17 protein-coding genes are annotated in these 14,192 nt (G+C 60.2%); 7 read left to right on the top strand and 10 right to left on the bottom strand.

The annotated features are described in order from the left end of the window. Positions 1-190: 190 nt before the first annotated feature. Entirely contained in the window at positions 191-952 is a 762-nt protein-coding gene (locus AC1MEW_RS29305) for a helix-turn-helix transcriptional regulator (RefSeq protein ID WP_201255456.1), read from the bottom strand. Positions 953-1,079: 127 nt separating this feature from the next. On the opposite strand from AC1MEW_RS29305, the gene AC1MEW_RS29300 reads away from it, so the two are divergent. Further along, positions 1,080-1,895 carry a UDP-2,3-diacylglucosamine diphosphatase gene (locus AC1MEW_RS29300; RefSeq protein WP_201201647.1) on the top strand — a complete coding sequence of 272 codons (816 nt, stop codon included), beginning with the start codon at positions 1,080-1,082 and terminating at the stop codon, positions 1,893-1,895. Positions 1,896-2,024: 129 nt separating this feature from the next. Here the strand turns inward: AC1MEW_RS29300 and AC1MEW_RS29295 are convergent, their stop codons facing one another. Together AC1MEW_RS29295 and AC1MEW_RS29290 are read right to left on the bottom strand one after the other, a co-directional pair. Next, positions 2,025-2,615 (bottom strand): HD domain-containing protein, encoded by a 591-nt coding sequence (locus AC1MEW_RS29295; RefSeq protein WP_480424525.1) that lies wholly within the window; start codon positions 2,613-2,615, stop codon positions 2,025-2,027. A gap of 97 nt (positions 2,616-2,712) precedes the next feature. Then, on the bottom strand, positions 2,713-3,024 hold the full coding sequence (locus tag AC1MEW_RS29290; protein ID WP_201201651.1) for an Mpo1-like protein: 312 nt from the start codon (positions 3,022-3,024) through the stop codon (positions 2,713-2,715). 160 nt (positions 3,025-3,184) lie between these two features. Between AC1MEW_RS29290 and AC1MEW_RS29285 the strand changes: the two genes are divergently transcribed. Next, entirely contained in the window at positions 3,185-4,246 is a 1,062-nt protein-coding gene (locus AC1MEW_RS29285; protein ID WP_201201653.1) for an AraC family transcriptional regulator, read from the top strand. On the opposite strand, the gene AC1MEW_RS29280 is transcribed toward AC1MEW_RS29285, so the two are convergent. Continuing rightward, positions 4,203-5,657 carry a TrkH family potassium uptake protein gene (locus AC1MEW_RS29280; protein WP_201201654.1) on the bottom strand — a complete coding sequence of 485 codons (1,455 nt, stop codon included), beginning with the start codon at positions 5,655-5,657 and terminating at the stop codon, positions 4,203-4,205. The genes AC1MEW_RS29285 and AC1MEW_RS29280 overlap by 44 nt on opposite strands. 121 nt (positions 5,658-5,778) lie before the next feature. On the opposite strand from AC1MEW_RS29280, the gene AC1MEW_RS29275 reads away from it, so the two are divergent. Next, positions 5,779-6,345, top strand: coding sequence for an NAD(P)H nitroreductase (locus tag AC1MEW_RS29275; protein ID WP_201201656.1), 567 nt, complete (start codon positions 5,779-5,781; stop codon positions 6,343-6,345). 108 nt (positions 6,346-6,453) lie between these two features. On the opposite strand, the gene AC1MEW_RS29270 is transcribed toward AC1MEW_RS29275, so the two are convergent. The 6 genes from AC1MEW_RS29270 to AC1MEW_RS29245 all read right to left on the bottom strand — a co-directional run bounded on the left by AC1MEW_RS29270 (position 6,454) and on the right by AC1MEW_RS29245 (position 10,724). Next, complete coding sequence (locus AC1MEW_RS29270) at positions 6,454-7,794, bottom strand: sensor histidine kinase (RefSeq protein ID WP_201201657.1); 1,341 nt, start codon at positions 7,792-7,794, stop codon at positions 6,454-6,456. A 176-nt stretch (positions 7,795-7,970) separates the two neighbouring features. Then, positions 7,971-8,420 carry a Spy/CpxP family protein refolding chaperone gene (locus AC1MEW_RS29265; RefSeq protein WP_201201659.1) on the bottom strand — a complete coding sequence of 150 codons (450 nt, stop codon included), beginning with the start codon at positions 8,418-8,420 and terminating at the stop codon, positions 7,971-7,973. 197 nt (positions 8,421-8,617) lie between these two features. Continuing rightward, positions 8,618-9,295 carry a response regulator transcription factor gene (locus AC1MEW_RS29260; RefSeq protein WP_201201661.1) on the bottom strand — a complete coding sequence of 226 codons (678 nt, stop codon included), beginning with the start codon at positions 9,293-9,295 and terminating at the stop codon, positions 8,618-8,620. A 7-nt stretch (positions 9,296-9,302) separates the two neighbouring features. Beyond that, entirely contained in the window at positions 9,303-9,716 is a 414-nt protein-coding gene (locus AC1MEW_RS29255) for an SH3 domain-containing protein (RefSeq protein ID WP_201201663.1), read from the bottom strand. Positions 9,717-9,826: 110 nt separating this feature from the next. Then, positions 9,827-10,126 (bottom strand): YciI family protein, encoded by a 300-nt coding sequence (locus AC1MEW_RS29250; RefSeq protein WP_084320523.1) that lies wholly within the window; start codon positions 10,124-10,126, stop codon positions 9,827-9,829. A gap of 1 nt (position 10,127) precedes the next feature. Next, the gene (locus tag AC1MEW_RS29245; protein WP_123509093.1) at positions 10,128-10,724 is read right to left on the bottom strand and encodes a septation protein A; all 597 of its coding nucleotides are present in this window, start codon (positions 10,722-10,724) and stop codon (positions 10,128-10,130) included. An 87-nt stretch (positions 10,725-10,811) separates the two neighbouring features. Here AC1MEW_RS29245 and AC1MEW_RS29240 point away from each other — a divergent pair, with 87 nt between their 5' ends. From AC1MEW_RS29240 to scpB, 4 genes are read left to right on the top strand one after another with little or no spacing between them, the layout of a single operon-like run. Then, positions 10,812-11,675 (top strand): PHP domain-containing protein, encoded by an 864-nt coding sequence (locus AC1MEW_RS29240; RefSeq protein WP_480424520.1) that lies wholly within the window; start codon positions 10,812-10,814, stop codon positions 11,673-11,675. Between the two features lie 13 nt (positions 11,676-11,688). Next, entirely contained in the window at positions 11,689-12,318 is a 630-nt protein-coding gene (locus AC1MEW_RS29235; RefSeq protein ID WP_201201672.1) for an L-threonylcarbamoyladenylate synthase, read from the top strand. Positions 12,319-12,378: 60 nt separating this feature from the next. Continuing rightward, entirely contained in the window at positions 12,379-13,137 is a 759-nt protein-coding gene (locus AC1MEW_RS29230; protein WP_201205169.1) for a segregation and condensation protein A, read from the top strand. An 11-nt stretch (positions 13,138-13,148) separates the two neighbouring features. Beyond that, the gene (gene scpB, locus AC1MEW_RS29225) at positions 13,149-14,153 is read left to right on the top strand and encodes an SMC-Scp complex subunit ScpB (protein ID WP_480424519.1); all 1,005 of its coding nucleotides are present in this window, start codon (positions 13,149-13,151) and stop codon (positions 14,151-14,153) included. The last annotated feature ends 39 nt before the right edge of the window (positions 14,154-14,192 follow it).

The raw sequence follows: 14,192 nt of genomic DNA, 5'->3' as shown, positions 1-14,192 counted from the left end.
TCTTTTGTCGCCAGCCTCACACCCGAGTAATTCCTGGCCAAGGCACCTGTCGGCCAAGCCTGACATTGAACCTGTGGCGAGGGAGCTTGCTCCCGCTGGGCTGCGAAGCGGCCCTAAAGAAAGGACTGCTGAGCAGTCCGACGGGAGCAAGCTCCCTCGCCACAGGTTATTCATCGCTTGTTCTAACTTGTCACTTACCGGCATTTCTCTCGCGGCGCAATTTCCCCGGCGAAGCACCAAACTCACGCAATACCGCCGCCGCAAACGCACTTTGGGAACTGTAACCGACCCGGCTGGCAATCTCGCCAATCGGCAACGGCGAATCGCGCAACAAGCCCACAGCAATATGCAATCGCCGGCTACGAATGTAGTCCATCGGCGTTTGCCCGCATTCCGCCACGAATCGCGCATGTAAGCGGGCGCTCGATAAACCGGCGACGCGCGCCAGATCGGCCACCTGCAGCGGATAAGCCGCGTATTGATCGATATGCGCATTCAGCGCCGCATAAGGCAGGCGCCGTCCACCGATGACGTCCGGTTTGACGTTGTTGAGGCTGGCCAGCAACAGCACCGCGCCTTGCTGGGCGATCAGCGGATCGCTCACCGGGCTGCCCGCCAGCCAACTGACCAATTGGCTTTGCCCGGCATCCAGTGGCAGTCGTCCGGCGTTGTCGAGCAAGCGGCGGCTGGCGTCGGCGTGCTCCCCCAGCGACTGGGCAATCCATTGATCGCCGGGCACATCCAGTACCAGGCAACGACTGCCGTTTGGGCTGCCGCAGGCGTGATGCATGCCGGCCGGCACCACCACGAAACTTTGCTGCACCACCTGACTGCCACGTCCGTCGACCTCGAAATCCAGTGCACCCGACAGCCCGAACACCAGTTGCGCGTGGGCATGGCTGTGGATGATCAGGTCTTCGGTGTATTGGCGCAGCGTGAGGATCGGTCTCATCGCAGGTCTCCTGGCAAGATGCGACCAGTCTACACCGGCCGGACGCTGTCACAGGATTGACTCGTCACTGTCATGGGCAATTAACCCGGCCGGCGCAAACTTGTAAAAACATCGCAGAGGGTTGTCCATGACCAGCGCCGAGCTCGCCAAACCCAGCCGTAAACAACGTGTGCGCACCTTATGGATTTCCGATGTGCATTTGGGCACAAGGGATTGCCAGGCCGAGCACCTGTCGCAGTTTCTCAAGGGCTACCACGCCGACAAGATTTACCTGGTGGGCGACATCATCGACGGGTGGAAACTGCGTGGCGGCATGTATTGGCCCCAGGCCCACACCAACGTGATTCGCCGTCTGCTGACCATGAGCAAGCGCGGCACCGAGGTGATCTACGTCACTGGCAACCATGACGAATTCTTGCGGCGCTATTCGAAACTGATCCTGGGCAATATCCAGTTAGTGGACGAGGCGGTGCACGTGACCGCCGATGGCCGTCACTTGCTGGTGATCCACGGCGATCAGTTTGACGTCATTACTCGCTACCACCGTTGGCTGGCCTTTCTCGGCGACTCGGCCTACGAATTCACCCTGACCCTCAACCGCTGGCTCAATCACTGGCGCGCCCGTTATGGCTATGGCTACTGGTCGCTGTCGGCGTACCTCAAGCACAAGGTGAAAACCGCGGTCAGCTTCATCAGCGACTTCGAAGAAGCCATCGCCCACGAATGCGTCAAACGCGAGTTGCATGGCGTGGTGTGCGGGCACATTCACCATGCCGAGATCCGCAAGGTCGGCGGGGTGGATTACCTCAATTGCGGGGATTGGGTGGAGTCGTGTACGGCGTTGATCGAGCATTGGGACGGGTCGATCGAGTTGTATCGGCTGGCGGATGCCCAGGCGCGGGAGGCGGAGTTGAAGGCGGTGAAGGTCGCGGAACCAGCGTAAGCAGGTCTGGCGCCTTCGCGGGCAAGCCTCGCTCCTACAGGTTTGTGGTGGTACACGATCACGTGCTCACCCCATAACCTGTAGGAGCGAGGCTTGCCCGCGAAGGGGACATCACAATCACCATTGATCTTAGGCCGGCGCGCGTTCTTCCATCGCAGCCTTGTAAATCGAGTTCTTCGGATGCGCAAACAACCGCTCCATCATCGGTTCGAAGAAGCTCAGCGGTAAATTCTCGTACCCCGGATCAAACGCCGCGGCATCGTATTTGGCGCAGAACTCGATGGTCGCCTGGTACTGCGGATGCCCGCTGAATTGCTCGCGCAGATGCCGATCCATGCCCAGGTGATGGAAGAAGTAGTACCCCTGGAAAATCCCGTGCTTCTCCACCATCCACAAATTTTCGGCGCTGACGAACGGCCTGAGAATTGCCGCCGCAATGTCCGGGTGATTGTAGGAACCCAGGGTGTCGCCGATGTCGTGGAGCAGGGCGCAGATTACGTATTCTTCGTCGCGGCCATCGCGAAAGGCGCGGGTGGCGGTTTGCAGGGAATGGGTCAGGCGATCCACCGGGAAGCCGCCAAAGTCACCCTCCAGCAGTTTCAGATGCGCCACAATCCGTGTTGGCAATTGCCGCGCATAGGCACTGAAGTCTGCGGCGATGATTGCCCAGTCTTCCTGCGTGCCGTCCTTCATGTGGGTAAAGCGGGCGTTGGCGTTCATCGGCGATCTTCTTGTTTTTGACGAGTGATGTATCGAGTGTAGGACTTGGATCCACTGGCGCACTGGCTGCGCGGGACGCATTGCTGGCCCGTGAAGCCTAGAACGGCACGCGGCCCAGGATCATGTCGCGGTACATGACGAAATCGCCGAGCAGGCTGTAAAGCGGATGCTGGAAGGTTGCAGGACGATTCTTCTCGAAGAAGAAATGCCCGACCCAGGCGAAGCTGTAACCGGCCAGCGGCAGGGCAATGAGCAGCGGCCACGCGCCTTTGCCGATGGTCAGCGCCAAAATGAAAATAACCAGGGAGGTGCCGACAAAGTGCAATCGTCGGCAAGTACTGTTGCTGTGTTCGCTCAGGTAATACGGGTAAAACTCAGCGAAGCTGTTGAAACGCTTTATGTTTTCCACGACTGCGATCTCTGTGGTTATTGTTCTGACGGCAAGTTGTTCTGCGGGTAGCCTATTTGAGTCTAGAGTGATCAATGGCATCAGCCAGTGACAATAGGCGCCACTTTAGTATCCTTCGCAAATTAGCCGCGTCAGACGGCTCATAAAGTAAGTAAACGCCATGAGCGAACGAACGACTTCTGCAAGTTGGGCGATGGGGATTGTCAAAGCACTGGAGATGGACGGCCTGGATTGCCGGGTTCTGTTCAAGCAACTGGGGCTTGATTACGCCTCGCTGGATGATCCGGATGCGCGCTTCCCGCAAGACTCCATGACGCGGCTGTGGCAGCGCGCGGTCGAGCTGTCCGGCAACCCGGCGATCGGCCTGAACATGGGCAAAGTGGTGCGACCGGCGTCCTTTCATGTGGCGGGTTACGCGTTGATGTCCAGTCAGACCCTGGCCGAGGGCTTTCAACGCCTGGTGCGTTATCAGCGGATCATTGCTGAAAGCGCCGACCTGAGTTTCCGCTTGCTCGACGAGGGATACGCACTGATTCTGACGGTCCATGGCGACCACCTGCCGCCGACCCGGCAAAGCGCCGAAGCGTCACTGGCCTGCGCGCTGGGCCTGTGCGGTTGGCTGACCGGGCGCACCCTGCAACCGCGCAAGGTGTTGGTGCAGGGAGATGAGCCCGCCGACCTCGAACCCTATAAACAAGCCTTCCACGCCCCGTTGGTGTTCAACGCACCTTACGATGCGCTGATCTTCGAGCGCGCCGACATGGAGGCGCCGCTGCCCACCGCCAACGAGGCCATGGCGCTGCTGCATGACCGGTTTGCCGGCGAGTACCTGGCGCGATTTTCCGAAAGCCGCGTGACCCACAAGGCCCGGCAGGTACTCTGCCGTTTGCTGCCCCAGGGCGAACCCAAACGCGATACGGTGGCGCAGACCCTGCACCTGTCGCAGCGCACCTTGCAGCGTCGCTTGCAGGAAGAAGGCACGAGTTTTCAGACATTGCTGGACGACACTCGACGGGAACTGGCCGAGCAATACCTGGCGCAGCCGAGCATGACGCTACTGGAAATTGCCTACCTGTTGGGATTTGCCGACCCAAGCAACTTTTTCCGGGCCTTCCGCCGCTGGTTCGATGCCACCCCCGGTGAGTATCGGGCGCGTTTGCTGGACGCGCCCAACCAGGTCAGTGACGCCAAAACGCCGGAATGCACAGAACAAACACCGTAATGATCTCCAGCCGGCCCAGCAGCATGCCTAACGACAGAATCCACTTGGCGGCATCCGGCAGGGTCGCGAAGTTGCCCGCCGGGCCAATGGTCTCGCCCAGCCCCGGGCCGACGCCGGAAACAGTACTTGCCGCGCCGGTCAGCGCGGTCATCCAGTCCAGCCCCAACAGCGACAGCATCAGCGCGATCACGCAGATGGTGATGGCAAAGAAGAACGAAAATGTCAGGATCGACCTTACGATTTCTTCGTCGAGCCGGTGACCGTTGTACTTTTGCTTGATCACCGCGCGCGGGTGAATCAATTGATTCAGGTTGGCCTTGAGCAGGATGTAGGCGACCTGGAAGCGAAATATCTTGATCCCGCCCGCCGTCGAGCCTGAACACCCGCCGACAAAGCCCAGATAAAAGAACAGCATCAGCGAGAAATTTCCCCAGATGCTGTAGTCCCCCAGCGCAAAACCCGTGGTGGTGACCACCGAAGTCACGTTCACGGCCACGTGGCGCAATGCGTCGAACCATTGCAGGTCGGTGGTCCACCAGTACCAAGTGCCGAGCACCAGCCAGGTCACCAGCAACATGCCGAGCAAGCCTTGAACCTGTTGATCCCGGATCAAGGCTTTACGATTGCCGCGCAACGTCGCCACGTACAGGGTGAACGGCAGGCTGCCGAGAATCATGACCACCACCGCCACCCAGTGCACCGCCGGTTGTTTCCAATGGGCCAGGGACTCGTCGGAGGTAGAGAAACCGCCGGTGGAAATCGCCGACATGGCGTGGTTGATCGCATCGAACAGGTTCATCCCGGCCCACCAGAACGCCAGGCTGCCGACAATGGTGATGCCGACGTAGGCCGCCACGATCAAGCGCGCCACCATGTGTGAGCGGGGCATGACTTTTTCGGAACGGTCCGAGGACTCGGTCTGGAACAGCCGCATTCCGCCGATGCGCAGCAAGGGCAAAATCGCTACCGCCATGCCGATAAAGCCGATACCGCCGAGCCAGTGCAGCAATGAGCGCCATATCAGGATGCCGGGGGACATGGTGTCCAGGCCGCTAAGCACCGTGGAGCCAGTGGCGGTGATGCCCGACATGCTTTCGAAGAACGAGTCGGTGTAACTGATGTGCTGGGTCAGCAGGAACGGCAGCGCGGCGAAAATGCACACCACCAGCCAACTGCTGACGGTCAGCAGGTACATGTCACGGGGGCGCAGGTGTATGTGTTCGGGGCGACCGGGAATGACCAGGGCCAGGCCGGCGACGAAGGTGATCATGCTGGCCCAGAGGAACGATGGCAGATCGCTGGTGCGGTCGAAAATCACCAGGGTGGCCATGGGTACGACCATGGCGATGGCCAGGGTAATCAGGAAGATGCCGATGATGAAACCAATGATCCGTAAGGTCGGCAACGCCATGAAGTCTGCTCGGGCTGAAAGTGAGGAGGGCGCCATTCTACCTGCGAGGTCTGCCATGTAAACCGGCAGCCCGGAGCGCTTCTGGCTAGAATAGCCAAACATTTTTTACAGGAGGTGGCCGATGCAGGCTCTCGACGCTTTGCTCAACCGTGTTTCCGTTCCACGACTGCTGGACCCAGCGCCGACTGCCGAGCAACGGGAAGTGCTGTTCGCTGCCGCGATGCGCGCGCCGGACCACGGCCATTTGCAGCCTTGGCGCTTCCTGACAGTCGAAGGTGCGGCTCGCGAGCAAATGGGCGAGTTGCTCGCCGAAGCGGCGAAGCTGCAGGACAGCGATGCGGCTGAGGCGGCGCTGGACAAGGCGCGCAACGGTCCGCTGCGGGCACCGCTGGTGGTCGTGGTGATTGCGCGGGTGCAGGATCACGTCAAGTATCCGAAGTCCGAGCAACTACTGGCGGCCGGGTGTGCGGCTCACGGGATTTTGTTGGCGGCTTATGCCCAAGGCATTGGCGCGGTGTGGCGCACTGGTGAACTGGCGTATTCGGCGCATGTCGCCAAAGGCCTGGGACTGGCGGAGGGTGAAGAAGTGATTGCGTTCCTCTACCTCGGGACACCGCAGAAAGAGCCGCGGGTTGCCGAGAAAGTTGACCTCGCTGAATTTGTCAGCGCCTGGCCCGACAAGGCCTGAAGACACTGATCTAATGTGGGAGCGGGCTTGCTCGCGAAAGCGGTAGGTCAGGCACTGCGATGTTGAATGTGCCTGAGTCATCGCGAGCAAGCTCACTCCCACAGGGGATTAAGGTTGGACCAAAGCCCCCGGCACCAACGGCAATTCCAGGCTGGCAATAAACCCGCCCTCCGGGTGATTGGCCAACACCAGGCTCCCGCCATGTCGTTCCGCCGCACGTCGGGCAATGGCCAGCCCCAGGCCATGTCCGGCCGTTGTCTGACCCGGCGCTCGGTAGAACGGTTCGCCCAACAGGTTCAAGTGCGCGGCCTCGACCCCCGGGCCGTGGTCACGCACGCTGACCACCATCCGCTCGCCCTGACGCGAGGCCTGCATTTCAATCGGTTGGCCCACCGGGTTAAAGCGCTGGGCATTGCGCAGCAGGTTGTCCACGGCGCGTTCGATCATGGTTGGCCAGCCTTTGAGGCTTAGCTGCGACTCGGCGTCCAAGCGCACGGTCTGTTCCGGGAAGCCCAGTTGCGCATCCTTTTGCAGGGTATGAAGCAAGACGTTGAGATCCACATCTTCGGCGCTGGCGTTATCCGCATCGACCCGAGCCAACACCAGGATTTCGCTGATCAAGGCTTCCAACCGGTCGCATTCGCGGGTCAGGCGTGGCCAGAGTTTTTCCCGCTCTTCAGGGTTGGCGCGTTCAGCCAGGGCCAAGGCAATACGTAATCGGGCCAGGGGCGAACGCAGTTCGTGGGACACGTCACGCAGCAGTTGCCGCTGGCTGCCGATCAGGCTTTGCAGGCGCGCACCCATGCGGTTGAAGTCGTTGGCCAGCACACCAAACTCATCGCGTCGGTTGGCCAGTTTGACCAGGCTGTTCTGCTGATAGGTGGTTTGCCCCAGATCATGCACCGCGCCGCGCAAACGGTTGAGCGGGCGGGTGATCGAGAGCGTCACCAACAGGCTGAACAAGGTCAGTACCACCAGCGCAATACCCAGCGCACTCAACGGCCAGAGCAGGCTTTCGCGGTGCCATGAGTCCAGTTCCGGATGCGGGATGCGGTAGATCAGCAGGTAAGTGTTGCCGGTTTTTTCGCTGGTGTACTCCGCGGTCAGGCGACGCCACGGCAGGCGGCGATCATCATCGTTCTGCCGAGCTTCAAACGCTGCGGCCCGACGTGGGAAAGTGCCGCGCACCACAGGGTCGCCGCTCTCGTTGAGTACCTGAACGTCGATGTGATACTGGCGTTTGCGTTGTTCCAGGATGGCCTGTGCAGCGTCTTCGCCCTGGGCTTCGTAAGTTTGCGTCCACTCTTCGGCCAGGGTGTTGAGGCCCGGGTGGCGGCTGAGAATCCACGCGTCCTGGTTGAGCATGTGCCCCAGCAATAGGGAGAGCCCTGCAACCAGAGCGATGGCCAGCCAGAAGCTGGCCAGAATACGCCAGAACAATGAGCGCACAGTAAATCCTCAACTAACGCAAATCCAAGTGGGAGCGGGCTTGCTCGCGAAGGCGGTGTATCAGTCGACAAATGCTTTGCCTGATACACCGCCTTCGCGAGCAAGCCCGCTCCCACATTTAAACTGAGTAACATAAGACCCAACAGTGTTGAGCTGTTGGGTCTGGAGTTAGCGCATTATTGCGCTTTTTGTGGCTGTTGCGCTTTCCAGGCCTTGAATTCGGCCCACTCGGCACGACGCTCTGCCTGTTTTTTCTGGATCTCGTCGAATTTCTTCTGTTGATCCGGTTTCAGAATGGCGCGCACATCGGCTTCGGCTTTCTGATGTTTGGCAGTCATTTCATCTTTCATGGCTTTCTGGTCAGCCGGGGAGAGTTTCTCCAGGTATTTCTCGACCAGTTGCTTACGACCGTGCATTTGCTCGCCAATGATTTTGCGGATCTGCTCACGCTGTTCGCGGCTCAGGTCCAGTTGGCTGTACGGACCTTTGCCGTGCATGCCGTGCATCTGACCGCCATGGTGCGAGCCGTCCATCGGCCCACCCATCGGGCCGGTACCTTCAGGCATGGCCATGGCAACGGTCGGCAGAGCGGCAGCGAACATCAGAGCGATAAGAGTCTTGCGCATGGTGAATCTCCTTGTCTCGTTCCCGGTACGTTCCGGATGAGTTCAGATTACGGAGATCAAGGTCAGCGGCGGTCAGCGGAGCGTAAAGCTTGGGTAAAGACGATTTTCAGCGAACCTGACAAATCTGCCACACCCGCCGACCATCACACGATGCCGACACGACTGTGCGCGGTCTGCGTAGGAGGATCGCGTTGCAATTAGAGGCTGTAGTAATAACCGCGGCTACGCAGGGCCACGATGCGCGGGCGACCGTCGGGGTGTGGGCCGATCTTTTTGCGCAGGTTGCTGACGTGCATGTCCAGGCTGCGGTCGTACAGGGTCAGCTTGCGACCGAGGGCGATTTGCGCCAGTTCCTGTTTATCCAGGGGTTCGCCAGGTTGCTTGATCAGGGCTTCGAGCAGGCGACTTTCGGAGACGGTAAGGGTGAATTCCTGTTCATCGATGCTGACCACGCCGCGTTGCGGGCTGAAACACAGGTCGCCCAGTTCGAGCTGGCTGGACACTGCCGCCGGATGACTGCGGCGCAATACCGCGCGCAGCCGGGCTGTCAGTTCCCGTGGGTCGCAGGGCTTGGCCAGGTAATCGTCGGCACCCAGTTCGAGGCCGAGGATGCGGTCCAGCGGTTCGCCGCGGGCCGAGAGCATCAGCACCGGCAAATCCGGGTGGTCGCTGCGCAACTGCTTGAGCAGTTCCAGGCCGCTGCCGTCAGGCAGCATCACGTCCAGCACCACGGCCGCCGGGGAGAATTCAGCCAGCGCACGGCGGGCACTCTGGCCATCGTGACAGGCACGGACCACGAAACCTTCCTGACTCAACCAACTGCTCAGGAGCTCGCACAGCTCCTGATCATCATCAATTAATAACAGCTCGCTCATGACTCACTCAATTTAGCCATTGCCGACGTTTTCGACTTGCCCCACTGGCAAAGATACCGCAGAGCAGAGCCAATAGCGCTACCCCGGCCCCGGTGACGAACCATTGCTGCTGGTCGGTCAGCAGACGCGGCAGCGGACCGCTGGCCTGGGCTTCCTTGAGTTGCAGCTTCAAACGCTGGTTCTCTTGGCGCAACCGGCTCAACTGGGCGCTTTCACGCTCGCTATCGGCATTTTGCAGTTGTTTGCTCAGTTCTTCTCGCTGCTGCTCGCTTGCTTTCAAACGCTGCTGCAATTCGGTGATCTGGCTACCGGCGCTTAAGGACAACGGCGTGGAGTTGCCACCATTGGCAGCTTCTTCACCGTGCACGGGGGCCACGATCGACAACGTCACCAACATCAGACACAACGGACCCTTGCGCATCACGACTCCTGATTCCAATCGAGTTATTGGGCAAGTTGTCGGCAGGCAAACGAGAATAATGAGCGATTGAGAGCGCGATGAACCGATAAGGTTCATCGCGAGGGAGGCTTTTAAGGCAGGACTTGCTTGAACGGCTTCACGGAAACGTTGGCGTAGACGCCTGCGGCGATGTACGGGTCGGCATCGGCCCAGGCTTGCGCGGCGCTCAGGGAATCGAATTCGGCGACGATCAGGCTGCCGGTGAAACCCGCAGCGCCCGGATCATTGCTGTCGACGGCAGGGTTAGGGCCAGCCAGCACGATGCGGCCTTCGCCTTTAAGCACTTGCAGGCGCTCAAGGTGTGCCGGGCGTGCAGCGAGGCGGGCTTCCAGGGAGTTGGCGACGTCTGTAGCAACGATGGCGTAAAGCATGTCAGTCCTCGGTTTTTGGTGTTGTGGTATCGGCGTCATGCAGGTGGCGGGACAGGTAAATGCCCTGCGCGACCAGGAACAGCAGCGTCATGCCCAGGCTGCCGAAGACCTTGAAGTCGACCCAGTAGTTCTGGAACGTGAACGCGACGAACAGGTTGGCGGCACCGCAGAACAGGAAAAAGCCGATCCAGGCGATGTTCAGACGGGTCCAGACCGCGTCCGGCAGAGTCAGCGCGTGGCCCATGATGCGTTTGATCAGCAGTTGGTCGCCGATGAAGTGGCTGCCAATGAAAGCCAGGGCGAACAGCCAGTTGACCACCGGGGCTTTCCATTTCAGGAAGGTTTCGCTGTGGAACGCCAGGGTCAGGCTACCGAAGACCAGGCAGGCTATGAGCGTCAGCCACTGGCTCTTCTCCAGCTTGCGCTGCTTGATGAAGAGCGTGCCGTAAACCACCAGGGAGCTGATGATCAGCATCGCGGTGGCACTGTAAATACCGCCTACAGTGACCTCATGTCCGGCGATGTCGACGACCCGTGGATCGATTTTGAAGACGATGAAAAACAGCAGAAGCGGGATGAAGTCGATGAATTGTTTCACAGTGGCAGCCAGAAGCAGGATGTGTCGGCATAATAACAAACATATTGGCGCGCGATAGCGCCAGCTGATTTGAGGTTACAAAGCCCTGTGAATGTTGATTTGCACTGCCATAGCACGGCCTCCGATGGCGCCCTGGCGCCTGCGGTACTGGTTGCGCGTGCGTTCGAGAAAGGCGTGCGAGTCCTGGCCTTGACCGATCACGACACCCTTGAGGGCCTCGCCGAGGCCCGCAGCACCGCAACGGCGCTGGGGATGCAACTGGTCAACGGCGTCGAATTGTCCTGCACCTGGGGCGGCGCGACCATTCACGTACTGGGCTACGGCTTCGACGTCAATGCCGCACCGTTGGTCGAGGCGATCGCCAAATTGCACGATGGCCGTTGGCTACGGTCCGAAGAAATAAGTCGCAAACTGGCGTTGAAAGGCATGCCCGGTGCGATGGAAGGCGCCCGGGAGATGCAGCAGGCGCTGGGCGACAGCGGCAACGCGCCGGCCCGTCCGCATTTTGCCGACTGGATGGTGCGTGAAGGTTTCGTCAAGGATCGCGCCGAAGCGTTCCGCAAATGGCTGGGCGCCGGCAAGCTGGGGGACGTCAAGCAACACTGGCCGACCCTGGAAGACACCGTCGCGACCCTGCGCGCGGCGGGTGCCTGGGTCAGCCTGGCGCACCCTTGGCATTACGATTTCACTCGCAGCAAGCGTCGCCGCCTGATTTCTGACTATATTCAAGCAGGGGGCCACGCTATCGAAGTGGTCAATGGTCATCAGCCCGCAGAACAGGTGGGCAGTCTGGCCATTCTCGCTCGCGAGTTCGGTCTGCTGGTCAGCGCCGGCAGTGATTTTCATGGCCCTGGAGGCTGGTCGGAAATCGGTGAATACCGCCCGGTTCCGGAGGATCTGCCACCGCTTTGGTGTCGATTCAAACATGACCCAATTATTGCCGCCGTCTGAACAGGTAGAAAATGTGAGTCAATTTTTCCAGATTCATCCGGAAAACCCGCAAGCGCGCCTGATCAAACAGGCGGTCGAGATCATCCGCAAAGGCGGGGTGGTGATTTATCCCACAGACTCGTCCTACGCCATTGGTTGCCAGATCGGCGACAAGAATGCCGTGGAACGCGTACGCCGCTTGCGTCAGCTGGACGACAAGCACAACTTCGCGCTGATTTGCAGCGACCTGTCGCAGTTGGGCATATTCGCCAAGATCGACACTGGTACGTTCCGTATTCTTAAGGCCCATTTACCTGGGCCTTATACGTTTATCCTCAACGCCACTCGCGAAGTGCCGCGCCTGTTGCTGCACGCCAAGAAGCGCACCATCGGCCTGCGGGTGCCGAGCCATCCGATTGCGCTGGCGCTGCTGGAAGAGCTCGGCGAGCCGCTGATGAGCGTGACGCTGATCATGCCCGGCGACACCGATCCGTTGAGTGACCCTCACGAAATGCGCCAATTGCTGGAGCACCAGGTCGACCTGATCATCGACGGCGGTTTCGGCGGGATCAAGGCGTCCACGGTGATCAACCTTGCCGACGGCGAGCCGCAAGTGATCCGCGTCGGTTGCGGCGACCCTGCGCCGTTCATGGCCGAGGCCTAGATGTCTGCAGTAGAACCCGTCGACAGTCAGGCCGGAGCCCAGCAAGAGCTGCCCTTCGCCATGGTCTATGGCCAGGCGGTCATGGAAATGCCGCTGGACCTGTACATCCCGCCGGATGCCCTCGAGGTGTTCCTCGAAGCGTTCGAAGGCCCGCTCGACCTGCTGCTGTACCTGATCCGCAAACAGAACATCAATATCCTCGACATCCCGGTGGCGGAAATCACCCGTCAATACATGGGGTATGTCGAGTTGATGCAGTCGGTGCGCCTGGAACTCGCCGCCGAGTACCTGGTGATGGCCGCGATGCTGGCCGAGATCAAGTCGCGGATGCTGCTGCCGCGCGCCGAATCCATCGAAGCCGAGGAAGACGATCCCCGGGCCGAACTGATCCGGCGCTTGCAGGAATACGAACGCTTCAAGGCTGCCGCTGAAGGCATCGACGGCTTGAGCCGGGTTGGTCGCGATGTGGTGGTGCCCAAGCTGGATGCCCCAGAAGCCCGGGCGCGCAAGCTGGTGCCGGACGTGAGCCTGGGGGAATTGCTGATGTCCATGGCCGAGGTCCTGCGCCGGGGCGACATGTTCGAAAGCCACCAGGTCAGCCGCGAGGCGCTGTCCACCCGCGAGCGTATGAGCGACGTGCTGGAACGGCTCAAGGGCGGCGGCTTCGTGCCGTTTGTCGAGCTGTTCACCGCCGAAGAAGGGCGGCTGGGCGTGGTCGTGACCTTTATGGCGATCCTTGAACTGGTCAAGGAATCCTTGGTCGAGCTGGTACAGAATGAGCCGTACGCGCCGATCCACGTGCGGGCCCGAGCCGAATAACGAGTTGAACCATGAACCTGACTGAACCCCGCGAGCTGGCGCCACTGCTTGAAGCCTTTCTGTTGGCCTCGGGAAAACCGCAATCGCTTGAACGCCTGTTCGAACTCTTCGAAGAAGGCGAACGGCCAGAGCCGCCGGTCTTCAAGAAAGCCCTGACGATTCTCGCCAAGTCCTGCGACGGCCGTGCCTTCGAGCTCAAAGAGGTCGCCTCTGGCTATCGCTTACAGATCCGCGAGAAGTTCTCGCCATGGGTCGGCCGCTTGTGGGAAGAGCGCCCGCAACGCTATTCCCGCGCCATGCTCGAAACCATCGCGCTGATCGCCTATCGTCAGCCGATCACCCGGGGCGAGATCGAAGACGTGCGCGGCGTGGCGGTCAACAGTCACATCGTCAAGACCTTGCTGGAGCGCGAGTGGATTCGCATCGTCGGTTACCGCGACGTACCCGGCAAACCGGCGATGTTCGCCACCACCAAGGCGTTTCTCGACCACTTCAACCTGAAAAACCTCGACGATTTGCCACCGCTGGCCGAGCTGCGGGAGATGGAACCGGACCCGGTGCTCGACTTCGACGACGCGCCGGTGCCAGCCGGGTTGCAGGAATTGGCCGATGCCAGCGCCGAGCCGGAAGAACCCAAGGAAGAAACCAGTTTCCATACGCTGTTGCTGGAACTGGACACCATGGAGGAGGGGATCAAGACCGACTTTGACGATTTGTTGCGTGATGGGGCGGTGACTGAGACCGAAGAAGGTCTGGATCTGCCAGCGCCTGAGCCACAAACCGAAGTTGAACTTCAGCCTGAGCCTGAAGCCACAGTCGAAGAAGAGCAGGAAGAAGAGCTAGAAGAAGAGCTGGAGGACGACGTGCTTGGCGTTGCCGAAGCGCGCGAGAAACTCCTGGCCGCCGTCGCTGCTCTGGAACAACACAAACCCGAACCCGAACTCAGCGACGAAGAAGCCGAAGCCCGAGCTCTGGCCGAAGCAATCGAAGCCGAACGCCGCGAATTCGAAGACTGACCAAAATTCTGTGGGCAATGGCGATCCCCTGTGGGAGCG

The organism is Pseudomonas sp. ASL4 (assembly GCF_056680395.1).
Note: the sequence above shows the minus strand (reverse complement) of the source record. Positions and strands in the feature narration are given on the sequence as shown.

Coding starts and splice junctions, on each gene's coding strand:
- AC1MEW_RS29305 (WP_201255456.1), bottom strand. CDS start 952: ATGAGACCGATCCTCACGCTGCGCCAATACACCGAAGACCTGATCATC.
- AC1MEW_RS29300 (WP_201201647.1), top strand. CDS start 1,080: ATGACCAGCGCCGAGCTCGCCAAACCCAGCCGTAAACAACGTGTGCGC.
- AC1MEW_RS29295 (WP_480424525.1), bottom strand. CDS start 2,615: ATGAACGCCAACGCCCGCTTTACCCACATGAAGGACGGCACGCAGGAA.
- AC1MEW_RS29285 (WP_201201653.1), top strand. CDS start 3,185: ATGAGCGAACGAACGACTTCTGCAAGTTGGGCGATGGGGATTGTCAAA.
- AC1MEW_RS29280 (WP_201201654.1), bottom strand. CDS start 5,657: ATGGCGTTGCCGACCTTACGGATCATTGGTTTCATCATCGGCATCTTC.
- AC1MEW_RS29275 (WP_201201656.1), top strand. CDS start 5,779: ATGCAGGCTCTCGACGCTTTGCTCAACCGTGTTTCCGTTCCACGACTG.
- AC1MEW_RS29265 (WP_201201659.1), bottom strand. CDS start 8,420: ATGCGCAAGACTCTTATCGCTCTGATGTTCGCTGCCGCTCTGCCGACC.
- AC1MEW_RS29260 (WP_201201661.1), bottom strand. CDS start 9,295: ATGAGCGAGCTGTTATTAATTGATGATGATCAGGAGCTGTGCGAGCTC.
- AC1MEW_RS29255 (WP_201201663.1), bottom strand. CDS start 9,716: ATGCGCAAGGGTCCGTTGTGTCTGATGTTGGTGACGTTGTCGATCGTG.
- AC1MEW_RS29250 (WP_084320523.1), bottom strand. CDS start 10,126: ATGCTTTACGCCATCGTTGCTACAGACGTCGCCAACTCCCTGGAAGCC.
- AC1MEW_RS29230 (WP_201205169.1), top strand. CDS start 12,379: ATGGTCTATGGCCAGGCGGTCATGGAAATGCCGCTGGACCTGTACATC.
- scpB (WP_480424519.1), top strand. CDS start 13,149: ATGAACCTGACTGAACCCCGCGAGCTGGCGCCACTGCTTGAAGCCTTT.